General features: G+C 38.4%; 14 protein-coding genes and 2 tRNA genes. 7 read left to right on the forward strand and 9 right to left on the reverse strand.

Features of this window, described 5'->3' with window-relative positions; all coding sequences use genetic code 11:
• Nucleotides 1–118: 118 nt before the first annotated feature.
• From HYX58_01690 to HYX58_01725, 8 genes are all read right to left on the reverse strand, one after another.
• Nucleotides 119–475, reverse strand: a complete 357-nt coding sequence (locus HYX58_01690) for a hypothetical protein (GenBank protein ID MBI2774698.1) — start codon at nucleotides 473–475, stop codon at nucleotides 119–121.
• Nucleotides 476–1,053: 578 nt separating this feature from the next.
• The gene (locus HYX58_01695; GenBank protein MBI2774699.1) at nucleotides 1,054–1,398 is read right to left on the reverse strand and encodes a hypothetical protein; all 345 of its coding nucleotides are present in this window, start codon (nucleotides 1,396–1,398) and stop codon (nucleotides 1,054–1,056) included.
• 33 nt (nucleotides 1,399–1,431) lie between these two features.
• On the reverse strand, nucleotides 1,432–1,836 hold the full coding sequence (locus HYX58_01700; GenBank protein MBI2774700.1) for a hypothetical protein: 405 nt from the start codon (nucleotides 1,834–1,836) through the stop codon (nucleotides 1,432–1,434).
• Between the two features lie 73 nt (nucleotides 1,837–1,909).
• Nucleotides 1,910–3,187, reverse strand: coding sequence for a Y-family DNA polymerase (locus tag HYX58_01705; GenBank protein ID MBI2774701.1), 1,278 nt, complete (start codon nucleotides 3,185–3,187; stop codon nucleotides 1,910–1,912).
• A gap of 80 nt (nucleotides 3,188–3,267) precedes the next feature.
• On the reverse strand, nucleotides 3,268–3,726 hold the full coding sequence (gene umuD, locus HYX58_01710; GenBank protein ID MBI2774702.1) for a translesion error-prone DNA polymerase V autoproteolytic subunit: 459 nt from the start codon (nucleotides 3,724–3,726) through the stop codon (nucleotides 3,268–3,270).
• Between the two features lie 126 nt (nucleotides 3,727–3,852).
• Nucleotides 3,853–5,541 carry a hypothetical protein gene (locus HYX58_01715; GenBank protein ID MBI2774703.1) on the reverse strand — a complete coding sequence of 563 codons (1,689 nt, stop codon included), beginning with the start codon at nucleotides 5,539–5,541 and terminating at the stop codon, nucleotides 3,853–3,855.
• A 13-nt stretch (nucleotides 5,542–5,554) separates the two neighbouring features.
• Nucleotides 5,555–7,309 (reverse strand): hypothetical protein, encoded by a 1,755-nt coding sequence (locus tag HYX58_01720; GenBank protein ID MBI2774704.1) that lies wholly within the window; start codon nucleotides 7,307–7,309, stop codon nucleotides 5,555–5,557.
• A 12-nt stretch (nucleotides 7,310–7,321) separates the two neighbouring features.
• A complete protein-coding gene (locus HYX58_01725) occupies nucleotides 7,322–9,016 on the reverse strand; it encodes a hypothetical protein (GenBank protein ID MBI2774705.1) in 1,695 nt (564 codons plus the stop codon).
• A 318-nt stretch (nucleotides 9,017–9,334) separates the two neighbouring features.
• Between HYX58_01725 and HYX58_01730 the strand changes: the two genes are divergently transcribed.
• From HYX58_01730 to HYX58_01760, 7 genes are all read left to right on the forward strand, one after another.
• A tRNA-Leu gene (locus tag HYX58_01730) sits at nucleotides 9,335–9,421 on the forward strand.
• 198 nt (nucleotides 9,422–9,619) lie between these two features.
• A complete protein-coding gene (gene secD, locus HYX58_01735; GenBank protein ID MBI2774706.1) occupies nucleotides 9,620–11,200 on the forward strand; it encodes a protein translocase subunit SecD in 1,581 nt (526 codons plus the stop codon).
• A gap of 24 nt (nucleotides 11,201–11,224) precedes the next feature.
• Nucleotides 11,225–11,301: transfer RNA gene (locus tag HYX58_01740), tRNA-Met, on the forward strand.
• 193 nt (nucleotides 11,302–11,494) lie between these two features.
• The gene (locus HYX58_01745) at nucleotides 11,495–11,803 is read left to right on the forward strand and encodes a hypothetical protein (protein ID MBI2774707.1); all 309 of its coding nucleotides are present in this window, start codon (nucleotides 11,495–11,497) and stop codon (nucleotides 11,801–11,803) included.
• A 93-nt stretch (nucleotides 11,804–11,896) separates the two neighbouring features.
• A complete protein-coding gene (gene pgsA / locus HYX58_01750; protein MBI2774708.1) occupies nucleotides 11,897–12,496 on the forward strand; it encodes a CDP-diacylglycerol--glycerol-3-phosphate 3-phosphatidyltransferase in 600 nt (199 codons plus the stop codon).
• Nucleotides 12,493–13,065 carry a glycerol-3-phosphate acyltransferase gene (locus HYX58_01755; GenBank protein MBI2774709.1) on the forward strand — a complete coding sequence of 191 codons (573 nt, stop codon included), beginning with the start codon at nucleotides 12,493–12,495 and terminating at the stop codon, nucleotides 13,063–13,065. Before pgsA ends, HYX58_01755 begins: the two co-directional genes overlap by 4 nt.
• Before the next feature lie 36 nt (nucleotides 13,066–13,101).
• A complete protein-coding gene (locus HYX58_01760) occupies nucleotides 13,102–14,844 on the forward strand; it encodes an ATP-dependent DNA ligase (GenBank protein ID MBI2774710.1) in 1,743 nt (580 codons plus the stop codon).
• Here HYX58_01760 and HYX58_01765 read toward each other — a convergent pair.
• Nucleotides 14,826–17,132, reverse strand: a complete 2,307-nt coding sequence (locus HYX58_01765; protein ID MBI2774711.1) for a hypothetical protein — start codon at nucleotides 17,130–17,132, stop codon at nucleotides 14,826–14,828. The genes HYX58_01760 and HYX58_01765 overlap by 19 nt on opposite strands.
• Nucleotides 17,133–17,382 lie beyond the last annotated feature (250 nt).

The following is a 17,382-nucleotide window of genomic DNA, read 5'->3' on the forward strand; positions in this document are numbered from 1 at the left end:
AAGAAAAATGAAATGAATTAGTTAAAAAAGTAGGCTAGAGAAAATCTCTAGCCTACTTTTTTTGAAATTTACCGATTTTCGGGAAGATCAAGGTCCAGGACGCCCGATTGAATATTTATTATTGGTCTTGTAGGCGAGATGGCTCTACCTCATTTTCTGAGAATAAAGGTATTTGGGGCACTGGTTGCCATTCAGATGGCCCTACCTCATTTTCTGAGAATAAAGGCATTTCGGGCGTTGGTTGCCATATTGTTCTAATTTCTATTTCGCCATCTGGTAGTTTTACTTCTCTAGTATCTACTTTAAAATAATATTTTTTATCAATTTTTTTTGTTTCTAACTCACCTGAACGCACGGCTTGCGCATATTTTTTCCATGCTGGAGTTAAAGATCGCTGTTCCATTGAAAAAGCTGGTTGTGGCATTAATGATATTGTTATAAGAATCGCCATAAGCGATAGATTTAATTTCTTCATAAAATTCCTTACGTTACAAAATTTGTCTTATTTGAGTTGTTTTATCTACTAGTAATTATACAGCAATGAGCCTTCTTGCCGCAATGCTTATTGGATCGATGTTGTGAGAAAAGATGCCTCATTTTATAAGTGTATAAAAATAGTAAAATCATCTGGCTGTTTTTAAAAATTAAATGGGGATTTATTTAAGAAAAAAAGCACCCGGCTAAGAGTGCTTTAGGAGGTTTTTAATAAGCGTAAATTCTTATTCAGATTAATTATTTTTTTTCTTCCAAAGAGGGCGTAGTTTCGGTTGTTGGCTTGATTGGATCGTTTGCAGTGTCTTTCAGCCTAGTTCTATGGGCTTCGGGTAGAGGATACCATACCATTCTTTCGTGATCTCCAGAGTTTAATGATATCGTTATGGTTCGTATATAATGACCTGGCACCCCATTTTTATAGACGACACCTTTCGGATAATCTAAATAATCAAACATCGGCAAGGAGGTTGATGATGCGGTTAACAAAGAAAGGAGGAATGTACATGTTTTCATAAGAATCGTTTTAAGTTTATAGGTTTAAAGAATAATGGTGTGATTTTATTTTTTTTCTTTTTCAGAAGCGTCACTCTGATATCTTACGAGGGGATGTTTGATGCGGCCAAAAGGCTCTGGGCATCTGCCATTTTTATCTTTAGGGACGAGATTTTCAACGTCTACCCATTTTATTGAGATAACCTGCGCGCCATTTTCATCTTTGGAAAGAGTGGACATCTTTACGAATAATCTACCATTCTCTTCTTTTTTTTCTGGATCTGATGCGACCAAATCAAAGAAGTTCTTCCATTCTTCACTTGGTTCAGGTTCCATAGCGCTTATTTTTATGTTTGGTATGAAAGATGCTCCTATGATAATCGCAAAAAATAATGCATTAATCTTTTTCATAATGGTCTCCTTTGATTTTTGTTTTTAAATAGATCATTTTTTGTTCTCGGTCGGTGGCATTGTCTGCATCAATGCTTCTTTTCCGTGAACAACCATTGATTCTATGCGAATATGTTTAGGGCCTTTTGTTTTCTTTTCTTCTAGCGGATGTTTTATGGAGCCAAACGGTTCTGGGTATTGGCTATCTTTGTCTTTAGGTGCGAGATTTGCAACGTCTTCCCATTTTTTTGAGACCACCAAAACACCCCTCTCATTTTTTGATCTAGTTACTAGCTCTATAAAAAATCTACCATCCTCTTCTTTGTGTTTTTTGCTCGAGCCGACTAAGTTAAAGAAATCTCGCCATTCTTGACTAGGTTCCATAGCGCTTAATTTTATGTTTGAATCGAAAGATACTGCTATGATAATCGCAAAAAATAATGCATTAAACAGCTTCATAATAATTTCTTTCGTAACGATATTTTTTATTAAGTATATACTCAAATAAATATGTGCTGAAGAATAAGCAGACCTAAATCTTAATGGTGAGTAATTCGTGCCAATTAGTGGTATACGCAGGCGATCTTTTCTCTTGCTTATTTTTCCATTCTTTTTTAAGACCAGCAGAAGCATAGGCAAGTTTATTTTTCCCCATCTTAGCATTAACTCTATCGATCGTTTTCATCAGGGCTGCTTGCTTTTCAAGATTTGTTGGCAGTTGATAAAAAGTATTCATTTGCAGCGCATCTTGAGGAACTAAATCGTCAATAATGATGCCAACTTTTTTGTACGTAAACCCTTTATGGAATAACGATTGCAAACAAGCGGTTCCGGCCGCCAGCAGATCGGGCGTGTAAGAAGTGGCAAGCGGTAGCTGCTGAAATGCGGAGCGATAGATGCGCGTGCTATCTTGATATTGTGTGTATGAAACGAAGACGATCAGCTGCTGCGCTTTCATTTTTTGCTTGCGCAATTTTTCTGCAGCGATGCTCAAATGAGTAGCAAGGCCCTCGTGGAGCTCTTTAAATTCGGTAACGTTTCTGCCAAATAAGCGTGAAACGGTGAGCGATTGGCGGGGCTCTGGCTGCGTGTGCAGATCAAAGCAGGGCGTTCCGCGCAATTCAGTTAACGTGCGCAATCCATTAATCGTTAAATTTTTACGAACCCAACGTTCATCGCAATTGATAAAATCAAATACGGTACGAATACTTCGAGCGTATAATTTTTCTGCATAGCGAGAGCCGATTCCCCAAATATCACGCACATCAATTAACTTAAAAATGTTATCTGCATCGGGATGGTTCGTGATATCAAAAACACCATCATTTCTTTTTTTTGCAATATCGCCCGCAATCTTTGCAAGCGTTTTTGTTGGGCCAATGCCGATAGAAACCGGAAGCCCAATATCTTGCTTGATTTTATTGCGAACATGCTGAGCATACGAGGTATAATGATGTCCATCGTAAAAATCGGATGCGGATGGGAAATATATAAACGCTTCATCGACCGAATAGATCTCAATATCGGTCGAGCATTCGGTCAGAATCGCCATCACGCGGGAGGACATATCTCCGTAGAGCGTGAAATTAGATGAATAGACCTGTACCTTATTGCGTATTAAAATATCGCGGCATTCCCATGCTGGTTGGCCCATTTTGATGCCAAGTTTTTTTGCTTCGTTTGAACGCGCAATAATGCACGCATCGTTACTTGAAAGAACGACGACCGGCTTTCTATTCAATTTTGGATTAAAAACCCGTTCGCAGGAGACAAAGAAATTATTGCAGTCGACGAGTGCAAAACGATTCATAGTTTATTTACTTTATTAATGTATTGCATGATGCGCATATTTTCTTGGGGCCCCCAAAAATGCAAAGCATTTTTGGTTTTTTATACGCTGTGAATAACATTCGTCACGACGCCCCAGATTTCAAAATCGGCGTCTTTTTTTATCTCGATCGGTTTATAATTCGGATTTTCAGGTATCAACAAAATAGTTTCTTGATTGAATTGAATCCGTTTTACCGTGAATTCATCATTTAAACGCACCACCACAATTTTATTATTGGTAGGGGTGAGAGATCGATCAACAATTAAAATATCGTTTGAATGAATGCCAGCATTGATCATCGAATCGCCCATCACTTTAATAAAAAAGGTAGCGGTTGGATGCTTAATCAATAATTCATTCAAATCCAATGAGCGCTCCACAAAGTTTTCAGCAGATGAAGGAAATCCTGCTGAAATGAGTGACTCTGCAAAAGGAATTTTTAGAGGATGGGAGCTATCGGCAGAAAAAACGGAGATGATTTTTAAATTTTCTTTTATAGAATTATTTTGATTTATCATTGAATATACCGATGTTTTTTAATTTTATATTCTTATGATAATGAGTATTGGCAGGTAAGTAAAGCGGTTGCTGGTGATAGAAAAGCTGCAAAAATTTCGCCGCTCTCAATTCATAAATTCGGACATTTATTTTTTTTCTATAAGATTTTGTACTTGTTCGGGTAATTTCTCATAATTTGGTACCAAATCTTTATTGAGCCGTTGTAATCCGGTCGCCTTTGCAATCATAAACGTAACGAGTTCTTGAAGGGATAAAGATTCTAAGAGGAATCTATTTGTTTTCCAAATTAAAACGTCATAAGTACGTCCATGTACTGGCCGTTTTTTTGGTGTATTCAATCCCATACCACCAACTTTCATTAGACCAAGTGTCGTTTTGGCGAGGACAATGACGCTGAAATCTTGGTTGGCAGATTTAACTGAATAATTTTTTGGTAACTCTCCAATCGTTTCTATTACATCATGTGCTAAGTCCCAGCTGCGAATATCCTTTTCTGATGCAAAGATAAGATTTTTATTATCCGGAGAGAAACGCATAATGGATGTTTTTTCTTTTCGCTCTAGGGTTTTTTTGCTTGCTAAATCTATAACCATTAATGTTGAAGGCATGCTAATTGCTAGTTTGTTGCCCATTTGATTGAAAATAAGTTCAGTTGCTGATTCAGGAATACTTATTGTTTTAATCGATTGATTTTTATTAATATCCCAGAGTGTTATGGTATTTTTTGAAGAAAGAGCAATGAAATTATCGTCTGGGCTTAGAACCGCAGGTTTCTCAAATCCAGGAATTTGGATGACAAAGTAAAAGGTTTCTAAGTCCAAAATTTTAATGGCCGGAGTATCATCATCCATTTTTGAAGCGAGGATAAGCTTTTTGCCTGTTGCATCAAAGGAGAGCGGATAAGCGCGAAGGCTAGCAATGGTATTGATTTTATTTGTTTCAAGATTAATTATACCGATACCTGCTTCAATTCCCGAACAGATAATATTATCGTTCACCGGGTTAAATAGTATTTCCTGGGTAGCATCTGTTGTAAAAGTATCTAACTTTAATCCCGGCTTTGTTATATCATAGATAGTGCCTTCGCGTGAGGTAACAGCAAGTCTTGTTCCTGCATTATTTAGTGCAAAAGGCGATTTATATCCTTCTAAATATATTTCGTCCAAGCTTTGAGTTCCTTTGTAGGAAGAGAGAGAAGCGATTTTTTTTGCTATTTCTTTTTGCATTGCTGGTGAAAGATAAGAAAGTAGCTTAGTGATATAGCTTGGCTGATTATTTAAATCTTCTAATATTGAAGGGTCTTGTAAATTTTTTGCGACTTCTTGTTGTGCTACATCCAGAAGGATGGGTATATCTAAATATTCTGCTGTTTGGAGAGTCAGCAATACATCAAAAAATTTCTTACGTTCAATTTTTTGTTTTAAATATGCGGCATTTGTTAATGACATTTCATCGCCGGCGACTAATTTAAGTAAATCATCTATTTGGTTCGTTGTGAGAGGTCCAAAGGTTAGTTTGTTTCCGGAAGTGAAAAAATCAGGATGATCCTTCTGACTATTTTTAAACGTTATCGAGTTATCGATAATAGATTTAAGCCCTAAATAATAGATCGAACTCTCCTTAGGGATGGTAATCGTTGTTACTCCGTTCTCACTAAACGCTTTGAGCGGCTCGTAACCACTTTCTAAGTTTTCTCCTGGTGGGCAGCTTTCAATGAGCTCATCCTTTTGACGCTTTTCGCTTGGAAGGAAGCTTGCATTAATTGTCGCAGTAAATAGGCAGAGAAAAATAACCAGAATATTATTTTTTTTCATTTTTTACCTTTGTTCAAAGAGATTTTTTAGCTTCTTGGGGCAGTTTTTTATCATATTCTTTGTTTAATTGCTTAGATCCAAGTTCGATCATAAAAATAATTAAATCTTTAAGCTGCAGAGATCCAAAGATTGATTGAGCACTTTTCCAAACCAAAACATCTTCAGATCGGATATTAACGCTATTTTTTTCAGAATTGCTTAAAAGTAATGATCCGTAATAGGGATCACTCGCTCGAGAAAGTGCAATTACACTGAAATCTTGATTAGCAGATCGAATCAGTGCATTTTTGGGCAATTCTTGGATCTTTTCAACCGAATTAGCGAATAAATTCCATTTCAGAATAGCGCTTTCTGATGCAAAGATAAGGTTTTGATTATCTGCTGAAAAACGGATAATCGAAGCCTGTTGATTCTGCTCTAAAGTTTTTCCACTCTCAAGATCGATGATCATGAGACTCGACGGCATACTAATTGCCAATAGTTTGCCTGTTGTATCGAAAACGAGAGAAGAAGGACGGTCAGGCACGTTTATTGTTTTTGTTGATTGATTTTTATTGACGTTCCAAAGCGTTACGGCAGTTAGCGAAGAGGCTGCAATGAGCGTATTATCTGGGCTAAAGGCCACCGGTTGTTGAAAACCAGGAATTTGAGCTAAAAGTCTTAGCTCCGCCGTTTTTTGAAAGCCAGTCGTTCTGATGTCCTGTGGGCTCTCAAATCCACTGAATCGAGATAAAAAGCCGGTGACTTGATAAAAAAAGCTTTGGCTTGTGTTTTTTTCAGGGCCGAAAGCCTGAGCTGAAAAGTTGAGATTTTCTAACTCAAAAATTTTAATAGCGGGCGTATACTCATCATTTTTTGAAACGAGGGCCAGTTTTTTGCCTGTCGAATCAAAGGCAACAGGATAATCTCGCAAGTTGGCAATACCAACGACTTCACCTGTTTTAAGATTAATTATGCCGGTACCGCCTTTAACACCCGCCGTAATAATATCGTTGTTGGCTGGATTGAATAGTATGTTCTGCGTGTAATCTGTTTTGAACGTCGCTAATTGAAGTGGTTCACCCGGTTTTGCTATGTCGTAGATAAATCCTCCTTGCGACATAACAGCTATTCGTGTGCCTGCATCATTCAATGTGATCGCTGATTCATAATTATAGAGTGTTACATTATCTAATTTGTGTGTTTGTATGTAAGGAAAACTGGAAATGATTTTTCTTGCGATTTCTTTTTGTGCGGCGGGTGAAAGAGACGAAAGCAACTCAGTTATAGCTGCACGATTTTTATTTAAACTATCTATCGTTGAACGGTCTTGTAATTTTTTTACTGCCTTGTCGATCGCTATTTGGGCAAGAAGTGGGATCTTAAGGTAGTCTGCTGTTCGCGCCGTTTGGATTGTAGTCAAAAAGTCTTGACGCCCAATTTTTTCTTCTAGATATTCTCGATTCGTTAACGCCATCTCATCGCCGGCCACTAATTTAAGGAGGTTGTCTACCTGGTCAGTTCTGAGATCCGGGAAAGTTAGCTTTTTGACAGGTATGGTATCTTGGTGTGCGATATTTTTAAAGATCCCTGAGTTATCGATAATAGATTTAAGCTTTAAATAATAGATAGAACCCTGTGCTGGGACGCTCAGCGTTGTTACGCCGTTATCAATAAACGCTTTGAGCTGTTCGTATGCATTTTCTGCGGTTTCTCCCGGCGGGCAGCTCGCATTGATTACAGCAGTAAATAGGCAGACAAAAATTAACAGAAAATTATTTCTTTTCATTTTTGACCTGTATTAAAAGAGGTTCTTAGCTTCTTGCGGTAATTTTTCATATTCATTAATCAATTCTTTATTAAGTGGAGGTAGCCCCTTTTTTTTCGCGATCGTAAAAACAATGAGTTGTTTAGCCGAGAGAGTTTCTAATGCCGGTCTGTTGGTTTTCCAAATGGCAACCAGAGCTAGGGGAAAATATCGAATAGGCCGCTGCTTCGGAATTGATATACGCTCCTGTATATAAGCTTCGTAACTGGTGAGGGCTAATACGCTAAAATCTTCATTTGCAGCTTGAATCTTATACCGTTCAGGCCACTCTTGAATTTTCGAAATTGAGTTATCAGATAACTGCCAGTTTAGTATGTTATTTTTCAATGCAAAGATAAGGTTTTGGCCATCAGCTGAAAAACGAATAATCGAAGCCTGTTGATTTTGCGAAATAGTTTTTCCGCTCTCTAGATCTAAGATCATGAGACTTGAAGGCATGCTAATTGCCAATTTTTTGCCTGTTTTATCAAAAAGGAGAGAAGTGGGATGCTCAGAAACATCTATTTTTTTGGGTTGATTATTTTTATTGATATACTGGAGCGTTACGGCATTTTTTGAAGAAAGTGCAATGAGATTATTATCTGGGGCTAGGGCCGCGGGTTTTTCATAGCCGATAAATTCAGCTAACTTGTCTTTGCTTGCTATGTCTAAAATTTTAATAGCGGGCGTATCATCATCCATTTTTGAAGCAAGGACCAGTTTTGTACCTGTTGTATCAAAGGCAAGTGGATAAGCTCTCAGGGTTTCAAAGCCTGTGCCTTTACCGGTTATAAAATTTGACAGGCCGATACCATATTCAGTTCCAAAGCAGATAATATCGTTCACCGGATCGAATAAGACGTTCTGGGTGCCATCGGTGTCGAAGCCCCCTAGTTCTAATAACTCATCCGGTTTTTGTATATCATATATAGTGACCTGGTATCCAGTAACGGCTAGCCGTGTTCCAGCATTATTTAGCGCGAGCGGCGATTCATATTCGACTAGTACGGATTTGAATATCTGAGTTAACTTATAGGCTGGAAGGGTAGAAGCAAATTTTTTTGCAATTTCTTTTTGCATAGCCGGTGTAAGGTATGAAAAAACTCCTTCGGTTATATCCCTTAAATCTAAGTCTTCTAATCCTTTTACTACCTGGTCGATCGTTATTTCATAAAGAAGTGGCATATCAAGATATTCTGCTGTTCCGAGAGTTTGGATTGTACTGAACAAATTTTGAGCCCCAATTTTTCCTTGTAAATACTTCCGATTCGTTAACGCCATCTCATCGCCGGCCACTAATTTAAGCAGGTCATTTACCTGGTCAGTTGTGAGAGATGGAAAGGTTAGTTTGTTTCCAGGAGTGAAAAATGTGGGATGGTCAGCGGCCATTTTTTGGAATGTTTCCGAGTTATTGATAATAGATTTAAGCCCTAAATAATCGAGCGAGCCCTTTCCCTTTTTCGGATCCGGGACGATCAGCGTTGTTACGCCGTTATCACTAAACGCTTGGTACGGTTTGTCATCCGGTTTGAGCGGTTCGGCCTCACTTCCTGGGTTTTCGCCTGGTGAGTAGCTAGCAATAAGCTCCGCCTTTTGACGCTTTTCGCTTGGCGAGTAGCTTGCATTAATCGCTGTAACGCCGAATACATTGATAACAAATAGGTATGATAACAATAATTTTAGCTTCATGCGGCTCTCTAAACTTTAATAATTGTAAACTATATGGTTCTAAGTAAATCCTTTATTATTAGTAGTTATTATACTTTAATTTCATTCTGAAAATAAACGATTCATCGGGATGAAAATGATAAATTGCGAAAAGGCTTTATGGTAAGCCCCTTTTTTATTCATCATGATTAATAGGATATATGCATTTAAAGAAAGGCTTTTAATCGGGTGTGTATTGCCACGAAAATACGAGGGCATGCTTAAAAATGAGCCTATATTCTAGTTGATCAAAGCGGGCAAATCTGCTACATTTCTTCTCATATTAACTGAAATATATGAGCCGAGGTGGTGAAATTGGCAGACACGCAGCCTTGAGGTGGCTGTGGGAGAAATCCTGTAGGGGTTCGAGTCCCCTCCTTGGCACCAGTCTACATTTATGCGGGCCTTCAGGCTTGGCAAACTACGACTGGCGCGGCCAGTCTTGGCTAGCAAAAGCTAATTTTTAGATTTGCAAAATATTCAGCTAAATAATAAGTTCGAAATTAAAAAACCCGCGTAGCTTGAAAAGAGTTAAAGCGGAGACGGGAATGAGTAGCATTGAAAAAATTGCAGTGAAAGGACACCATGAACGCCTCGATGCGTAATATTTTGAGTACCAGCTTTATTGCATGGATTGTTGCGGCATTATTAGGGTTGTTTTACCTATTTACGTTTGATAATGGCAGAATCAAACTGCGTCCGGATCGCGTTAAGTTTGGCATCGATCTTGTTGGTGGTACCTATATCACTTTAGAAGTGCAAACAGAAAAAGCGATAGAAGTTGAGCTGACCGATAAAGCTCAATCGTTTATTAGAAAAATGGAAGAAGCGCATATGGCCACTCCTATTGCGCAATCGCAAGACCAAGCAAGCATTGTATGGAAATTTGATTCTCTTCAAGGCGCGCAAGATGCGGCTCAGTTTGTTACAAAAACCGAACCGACAGTTGCAGTTTCAACTTCAGAAAACACGGTTAATCTTTCAATTAAAGAGGCTGCAGCAAAGCGCATTAGAGATTGGGCAGTTCAAGGAAATATCGAAGTGTTGCGTACCCGCCTTGATAGATTGGGCGTAGGCGAAATTCCGATAGCATCTCAAGGTGATAAAAATATTGTTATTGAGCTTCCAAACGTGGACAATCCTCAGCAAGCAAAAGCGATGATTGGTAAAGCAGCATTGCTTGAGATCAAGCTTGTGGATCGCGCTGGCGGTAGCAAAGAAGAGATTCTTGATGCATACGACGGCGATCTTCCAGAAGGTATGGAGATTATTCCAGGCAAAGATGAACGGGATGGACGTCATTTCTATTATCTAGTTCCCAAGTATACCGATTTAACCGGTAGACTGCTTAAAGATGCGTACACAGGATTTGGCGGCCAAACGCAATCTGAAGTGGTGGTACACTTCAAGTTTAATCCAGAAGGTGGCGAAAAATTCTATGATTTAACACGAAGAAATCATAATCGCCAAATTGCGCTCATTCTTGATGGCGAAGTTATTTCGGCTCCTCGCATCTCAGTACCGATTAGCACCGATGGCTACATTCACGGTAACTTCACCGCAGAATCGGCTAACGAACTGGCGTTGCTCTTAAAATCTGGCGCGTTTGTGGCCCCAGTAAAGTTTGTGGAAGAACGCCAAATTGGCCCTTCGCTTGGCCAAGAATCGATTAGACAGGGATTAATGGCCTGCTTAATTGGTATGGCTCTCCTTCTTCTTTTCAGCATCATTTTTTATAAAGTTGCCGGAGTATTTGCATTTTTGGCATTGCTTTTCAACTTGCTGGTCATTTTGGTAGCTCTTGCATGGTTACGAGCAACGCTTACGTTGCCCGGTATTGCGGGTATGGTACTCACCGTTGGCATGGCAATCGATGCTTCGATTTTGATTTATGAAAAAATTAAAGAAGAACTTGCAGCAGGAGTACCGCTCAAAAAAGCGGTAGACGTTGGATTCTCCGATGCGATGGCAGTAATTTTGGATTCAAATATTACTACGTTCTTAGTTGGCATAGTTCTCTATAAATTCGGTACAGGCCCTATTCAGGGATTTGCAGTAACGATGATGGTTGGTATTATCGCGACCCTCATTACTGGCTTATTCTTCTTGCGTTCAATTTTTAACTTTGTATTGTATGCAATAGGTGTTCAAAAACTTCAAATTTAGTATAATCTTATCAGTAGCATAATTGGCGACGTAGCTCAGTTGGTTAGAGCGGCGGAATCATAATCCGAAGGTCGGAGGTTCGAATCCTCTCGTCGCCACCACGCTTCGTCTTATCAGACTTCGCCTGGCGCAGCCAGTTCCTTACGAAGCGTGCCCGTCGAAGCTTGCCAAGGCGGAAGCCCTGGATAAGCGAAGACTGGGCCCTTGCACAGCCAGTCTTTTAACGGAATTAATCCTTAAAAAAGGCGACCTGTTCATCTGCTGATTTTTTGTAATTTTTAGTGGGGTTTTCTTATGATTTCTAAAAACAGTTTAATGTTCTCATTTGTTGCATTCTTTGCATTTCAAAATGCATCCATTGCGCAAGAAACGCATCAAAAAAAAATGTATGGTGTTATTGTACAAATTAATGAGCAAGTTCGATACTTTGAGATAGTCGAAAAAATTGAAACTATTTTGGAGGATGATTCTTTAGAATACTATGGCATGTGTGCGAAGACAGGAAATCTTGTGGTTTTAGCATATACGCATGAAAATGCACTGAGTATTAAAAAGAGATTAGAGAATGCTGGTTTTGAAATTAAACTGCAAGATATTGAATAAATTGATGGCGATGAAAATGCGCAAGTTATTACGTTCAAGTTTCTGTTTGATAGATTGAATGCATTCGCGCATCTTGGTGCATAACAGACAGAAATTAATGAGTGGAGATTAATTATTCATACATCATTTCCTATTCTTTTAACTCTGATTCGACTTATTATTTCTCCCGTGGTGATGCCATTTCTTTTAGTATTGGTTATGCCTTGGAATAATTTTATTCTTAATATTTTGCTCGCATCGCTTTTTGTACTTTTTGCGCTCACCGATTTTTTTGATGGGTATCTTGCGCGCAAATATCATCTTGAAACACAACTTGGCGCGTTGCTTGATCCGATGGCGGATAAATTTCTTTTATGCGGTGTGCTTATTGGTTTAGTGTACGTGCAAAAAATATTTTTTCTTTGGGCACTTCTTTTTCTCGTGCGTGAATTGTACGTCACTGGATTGCGCTTGATAGCTGCAGAAAGGGCACACAAAATAACTGTTTCTTTTTCTGGAAAAATTAAAACAACGCTGCAATATCTTTATTTGACTATTGTAATTGCAAATGTGCGCTCCGGAAATTTTTATCCACTTGCTCATTTTGATATGATCGAAAATATATTAATGATAGCGGCTGTTAGTATGACTCTTATTTCAGCCTATTGGTATACGATGAAATTTTTAGAGAATACAAAAGGAATGGAGCTGTGAGCATTTATATTTTATTGATGAGTATAATTGGTTATCTTATTGGTTCGTGGTCGCCCGGAGAGCTTATTGCTCGCTTTCACGGCATTGATATAACTAATCGGGGTTCAGGCGGAACTGGCGCGACCAACGTTGCACGACTATTGGGCGCTCAGTATTTTGTGCTTATTTTTTTGATCGATTGTTTTAAGGCGTTTGGTTATCTTAAACTTCTGCAATCTGCGCATTACAACGCAGATGTGCAAGCATGCGCAGCTCTTGCGCTCCTGCTAGGGAACACTTTTTCAGTGTTTCTGAATTTTAAAGGTGGCAAAGGAATTGCAACCGGCTTTGGAATATTGCTCGCGCTTGCAGGATCTACGCTGCCTATTCTTGTTGGTGTATGGGCAATTGCTTTTTATGTTACAAAAACTATTGGCCTTGCATCGGTAGCTGCACTCGCCGGATTATTTTTCTATGCACTTCTATTATCGTTTAATGCGCCTCAGTTAGCGCTTGTTTTGGCAATTATTGCTCTCATTGGTTTGTGGCGCCATATTGATAATGTGCGGCGGTATTTGTATAGTGCATAATCGCGCTTTACGTAAAAAAAATTAAAAGGAATCATTATGCATTTCGTGGCCGTTGCTCAGCAATTTCAGCAATTAGAAGTTACCAGTTCGCGCACTGAAATGACAAAAATTTTGGCAGATATTTTCAAGAAAGCGACTCCTGCAGAAATTTCAATTCTGAGTAATCTTTCTCTTGGGATGCTTCGTCCAGCCTATAAAGGCAATAAATTTAATTTTGCTGAAAAAAATTTATTTGGCGTTATTGCGCAATTGATCGATAAAACTGAAAAAGAGGTTGCAGCAGAAGCAAAAAGATTAGGGGACGTTGGATTAGTGGTAACCGAATATGGAAAATGGAAGCCAGAAAAAGAGCTGACCGTTACGCAGGTATACGAAAGTTTGTGCGCGTTTGAAGAATTGAGCGGAAAAGGTTCGCAAGAGGAAAAAACGGCCCACGCTGTTGCATTGCTCAAACAAGTTTCGCCACTTGAAGCAAAATTTATTATCCGCATTATTTTAGGAACGCTCCGGCTCGGTTTTTCAGATATGACTATCATCGATGCCTATTCCTGGATGACTACGGGTGACAAATCGCTGCATAAAGATATTGAAGAGGCGTATAACACCTGCGTTGATATCGGTTTAATAGGGGAAAAACTGAAAGCGGATGGTATTAAAGCGGTACGAGAAATGAAAATTCAGGTCGGCATACCAATTCGCCCTGCGGCTGCAGAACGCATGCCAACCGCAAAAGATATTTACGAAAAGCTTGGCGATTGCATCGCACAGCCCAAACTCGATGGGTTTCGCTTGCAGATTCATATCGATAAACGGGGCAAGCAACCGCGCGTAGAATTTTTTTCACGCAACTTAATCGATATGAGTCATATGTTTCCCGATCTTGTAAAAGCGTTTAGCCAACTTCCTGTTGAAACGATGATTTGCGAAGGCGAAGCGATTTCATTTGATCCTCATACTGGGATATTTTTACCATTCCAGGAAACGGTAAAAAGAAAACGCAAACACGGCATTGAGGAAGCGATTACCGATTATCCACTGCGCGTTTATCTTTTCGATTTACTTTATTTAAATGGCAAAGATGTTCTTGCAAATACTCATGAAGAACGGCGCACCAAGCTTTTAGGAATTTTGAAAAGTAAAGATGATGTGATCTTTGCAATTGATGAAAAAAATATTCACTCTGCCAAAGAACTTGAAACGTATTTCTTGCAAAACATCGAGCAAGGGCTTGAAGGGCTCGTAGTAAAGCGCCCCGATGCGATTTATCAACCAGGAAAACGGAATTTTAACTGGATAAAACTCAAAAAGCATACGCAAGGCCATCTTGAAGACACGATCGATTGCGTCATTCTTGGCTATTATGCCGGTTCAGGAAAACGAACACATTTTGGCGTCGGCGCTTTTTTAGTGGGTATTTATAACAAAGATACTGATGGGTATCAAACCGTTGCAAAAATCGGTACCGGAATGACCGACGACGAATGGAAAGATCTTAAACATAAATGCGATAAAATAAAGATTCACGATAAGCCAAAAAACGTAGAGTGCGCAAAAGAATTGTTTCCTGATGTTTGGGTGAATCCTGAAATTGTGTGTGCCGTGCTTGCAGACGAAATCACCGAATCGCCATTGCATACCGCGGCAAAAACTGAACATCATTTAGGGTATGCATTGCGCTTTCCAAGATTTATGGGATATCGCCCCGATAAAAAAGCTGAAGATGCAACTTCGGTAAAAGAAATTAAACGCTTATACGAAGATCAGTTTCTAAAGAAATAGCGCTTAACTCGGTCCGAGGCAGATATTTGCACAGGTATTCGGGAAGTTATAAGTTGTTTGACTGAAGGCGAAAGTTTTTGATATTCAGCTGCAGCGCGGCCATAAAGTTGAAATGGTTTTTTCAAATGGCTGTTTTCTTCACCAAACTTAATAATTTCATCATAAGATTTCGAGATTTTACCATTTTCTGTGCATACGTTTTTTAATTTTTCCTCTTCATTCTCTTTATGAATCATTATCTGAGACATTAACAGCTGTTGATAAGGGGTAAGTGATTTTAACAAATTTACTTTTTCAACAAATTGCGTTAAGTCAACTATACAACTGTGGTTTCTACCCGATTTTGTACGCGTGTTGCACATCAGCATACTTTTGTCGAGGAAGCCCAAAGAAGTTATTTGAGAAGGTATTTTAAAGTTGGCGGTGATGCTACTCGATTGATCAGTTATAAGTAGATTATGTGCACCTGTCACCGCTTTAGCAGATAATGTCCCAGTTTCATTATAATGCCCTTTATAGTAATAAAACTTTTTTTCATTCGAATTAAATTTTCTCTCAGTGTTTTCGATGCTTTTTTGTTGTTTTTTTGAATTTACGTCATAATAGCAAACTTTCGATTGGTTGAAAGTTCCCCATAATTTTAGGCATCTGCTTGTCAGATCGAATTCTAAGAGATCATATTCCAGACCATCATCGGGTGTGATATCCGTTGATACAGCATTGTTCACATTCCAAAGATATATTTTGCTGTTAGACTCTTTAGTCCTGATCATTGTTGCTATATATCGTCCATCGGGGCTAACTGCGAGTGTACGAATGCAATGATCGGTCGGATGAACTAAATAAGTTTGTTTGTTCGTTTCAAAGTCTCGGATTATTATCTTATTATTTTGCCAAGCGTGCCGGAATGTTTCGAGTATCTTTTTGCTCCCGCAAAACTTAAGAATGCGTTTAGATTGATCAGAAAATTGTGTTGAGGCTTTATACATTTTGACAATCTTATTTTCCCCCAAATCTTGGATTTTTATTTCTGTATCATCATAGCTTAGAGCAAGATTATCTTTCGTATCCCAAAAATAACTGTCTTTAAATTCATTTTTTAGACTAATTAAGTTTTCCTTCGTTAAATCGAGTGTTGCGCCCAATATCTCTAATGATAATTGTTCGGCAAGGGACGGGGGGAGCATAGTCATTTTTGTTGAGATTGTTTCCAGATTTTCAGTTGAAGCAGATTGCCTAAATATGCTATTTTTAATGTCTTCTTTAGTACTTAGCTTTAATAGTGGGCATTCTAGTTGTTCGGTTATGCATAGCTGGCGCATTTTTTCATCCATAGATGAATCGGGTTTGTGTTTGAGTACTGCCAGAAGATCATCACTTTTAGTGTTAGGCAATTCGATAGATTCTTTATCGCCTAGATCATCTTGCATATTTTGTAAGGTGAGAGATGATTGCAGGAGGTTTTGGAACGTATCTGAACTGAGATTTACTCTCCGATCAGAACATTTAATTGATTTTTCATCCAGAAATTTCGCCGCTTCAATAATTGTATTTATTTTAAGATCATGAGCTGCTTTCCTCATCTGATTTAGTGAGTGCACAGAAGAATATTTGTTAAAGAGGTGGTTTAAGAGATATTGATCATGGAGGAATGGCGCGTACTTTATAAGTAAATGAGCTTGCTGTGTTGTGATGTTCTGCAGATTAATATGATCACTTTCAATTTGCTTTTTTTCAAGTTCTGTAGATTGAGCAGTGATAAGAAGATACATCCTTTTTGAAATTTCTACTTTTCCATTTGCGCATTCGAGGGTTATTGGAATACCAGAAGTACTTGAAAATTCAGATTCATGATTTCTCTTGTACATATATGCTGAAAGAGAAGCTTCGAGAATCTTTGCACGTATTTCCTTACTTTTACCGTCGTCCCTCCTTGACCAGAGTCCTATGTTAAAAGCGTCTGATAATTCATTTTTTGATATTTTTTTACAAACTTCGGTGAGCTCTGGTTGATCCAAGGATTCAAGTTTTTTCCATAAATTGCTTTGATTTTGAGTTAGGTTCCAGCCGTTCGTTTGAACAGGTTTTCCATCAAAGTTTATAAGTTTCCGTCCTCTAAATTGGCCTAATTCTTTTTCGGTCATTTTTTCTTCAATAAGAGACCGCTCAAGTTTTCCATTTTTTAAAAGAAATGATGAAAGCTTAGAATCGCTCGATAGAGGATTATTGTCCATCGAATATATGGGAAAAAATAATAAAAAAAAGTAAAATAAAAGCATTAAAAGCATAAGATTCTTTGATAAAAATGATAATTTGTAATTATTATACATGCTTTATTGTCATTGTCAACATCCCCGATAATCCGTAAAATTCGTTCATTGGGCATTTTAATATAAGGAAAATATCGTTTGTCCGTAATGACTTTCATTGTTGCTGCAGCGATTTTGGGTTTGTCTGTTTGTCAGATGCGGAAAGAACCATCTGAAAGCAAAATTATCGATCTTCTTGATGCGATTTTGCAAAACAATTAAGCGTGTG

The organism is Candidatus Dependentiae bacterium (assembly GCA_016191325.1).
Taxonomy (GTDB): Bacteria; Babelota; Babeliae; order Babelales; family JACPOV01; genus JACPOV01.

Coding starts and splice junctions, on each gene's coding strand:
- HYX58_01715 (MBI2774703.1), bottom strand. CDS start 5,541: ATGAAAAAAAATAATATTCTGGTTATTTTTCTCTGCCTATTTACTGCG.
- HYX58_01745 (MBI2774707.1), top strand. CDS start 11,495: ATGATTTCTAAAAACAGTTTAATGTTCTCATTTGTTGCATTCTTTGCA.
- HYX58_01760 (MBI2774710.1), top strand. CDS start 13,102: ATGCATTTCGTGGCCGTTGCTCAGCAATTTCAGCAATTAGAAGTTACC.
- HYX58_01720 (MBI2774704.1), bottom strand. CDS start 7,309: ATGAAAAGAAATAATTTTCTGTTAATTTTTGTCTGCCTATTTACTGCT.
- umuD (MBI2774702.1), bottom strand. CDS start 3,726: ATGATAAATCAAAATAATTCTATAAAAGAAAATTTAAAAATCATCTCC.
- HYX58_01705 (MBI2774701.1), bottom strand. CDS start 3,187: ATGAATCGTTTTGCACTCGTCGACTGCAATAATTTCTTTGTCTCCTGC.
- HYX58_01700 (MBI2774700.1), bottom strand. CDS start 1,836: ATGAAGCTGTTTAATGCATTATTTTTTGCGATTATCATAGCAGTATCT.
- secD (MBI2774706.1), top strand. CDS start 9,620: ATGAACGCCTCGATGCGTAATATTTTGAGTACCAGCTTTATTGCATGG.
- HYX58_01690 (MBI2774698.1), bottom strand. CDS start 475: ATGAAGAAATTAAATCTATCGCTTATGGCGATTCTTATAACAATATCA.
- HYX58_01765 (MBI2774711.1), bottom strand. CDS start 17,132: ATGCTTTTAATGCTTTTATTTTACTTTTTTTTATTATTTTTTCCCATA.
- HYX58_01695 (MBI2774699.1), bottom strand. CDS start 1,398: ATGAAAAAGATTAATGCATTATTTTTTGCGATTATCATAGGAGCATCT.
- HYX58_01725 (MBI2774705.1), bottom strand. CDS start 9,016: ATGAAGCTAAAATTATTGTTATCATACCTATTTGTTATCAATGTATTC.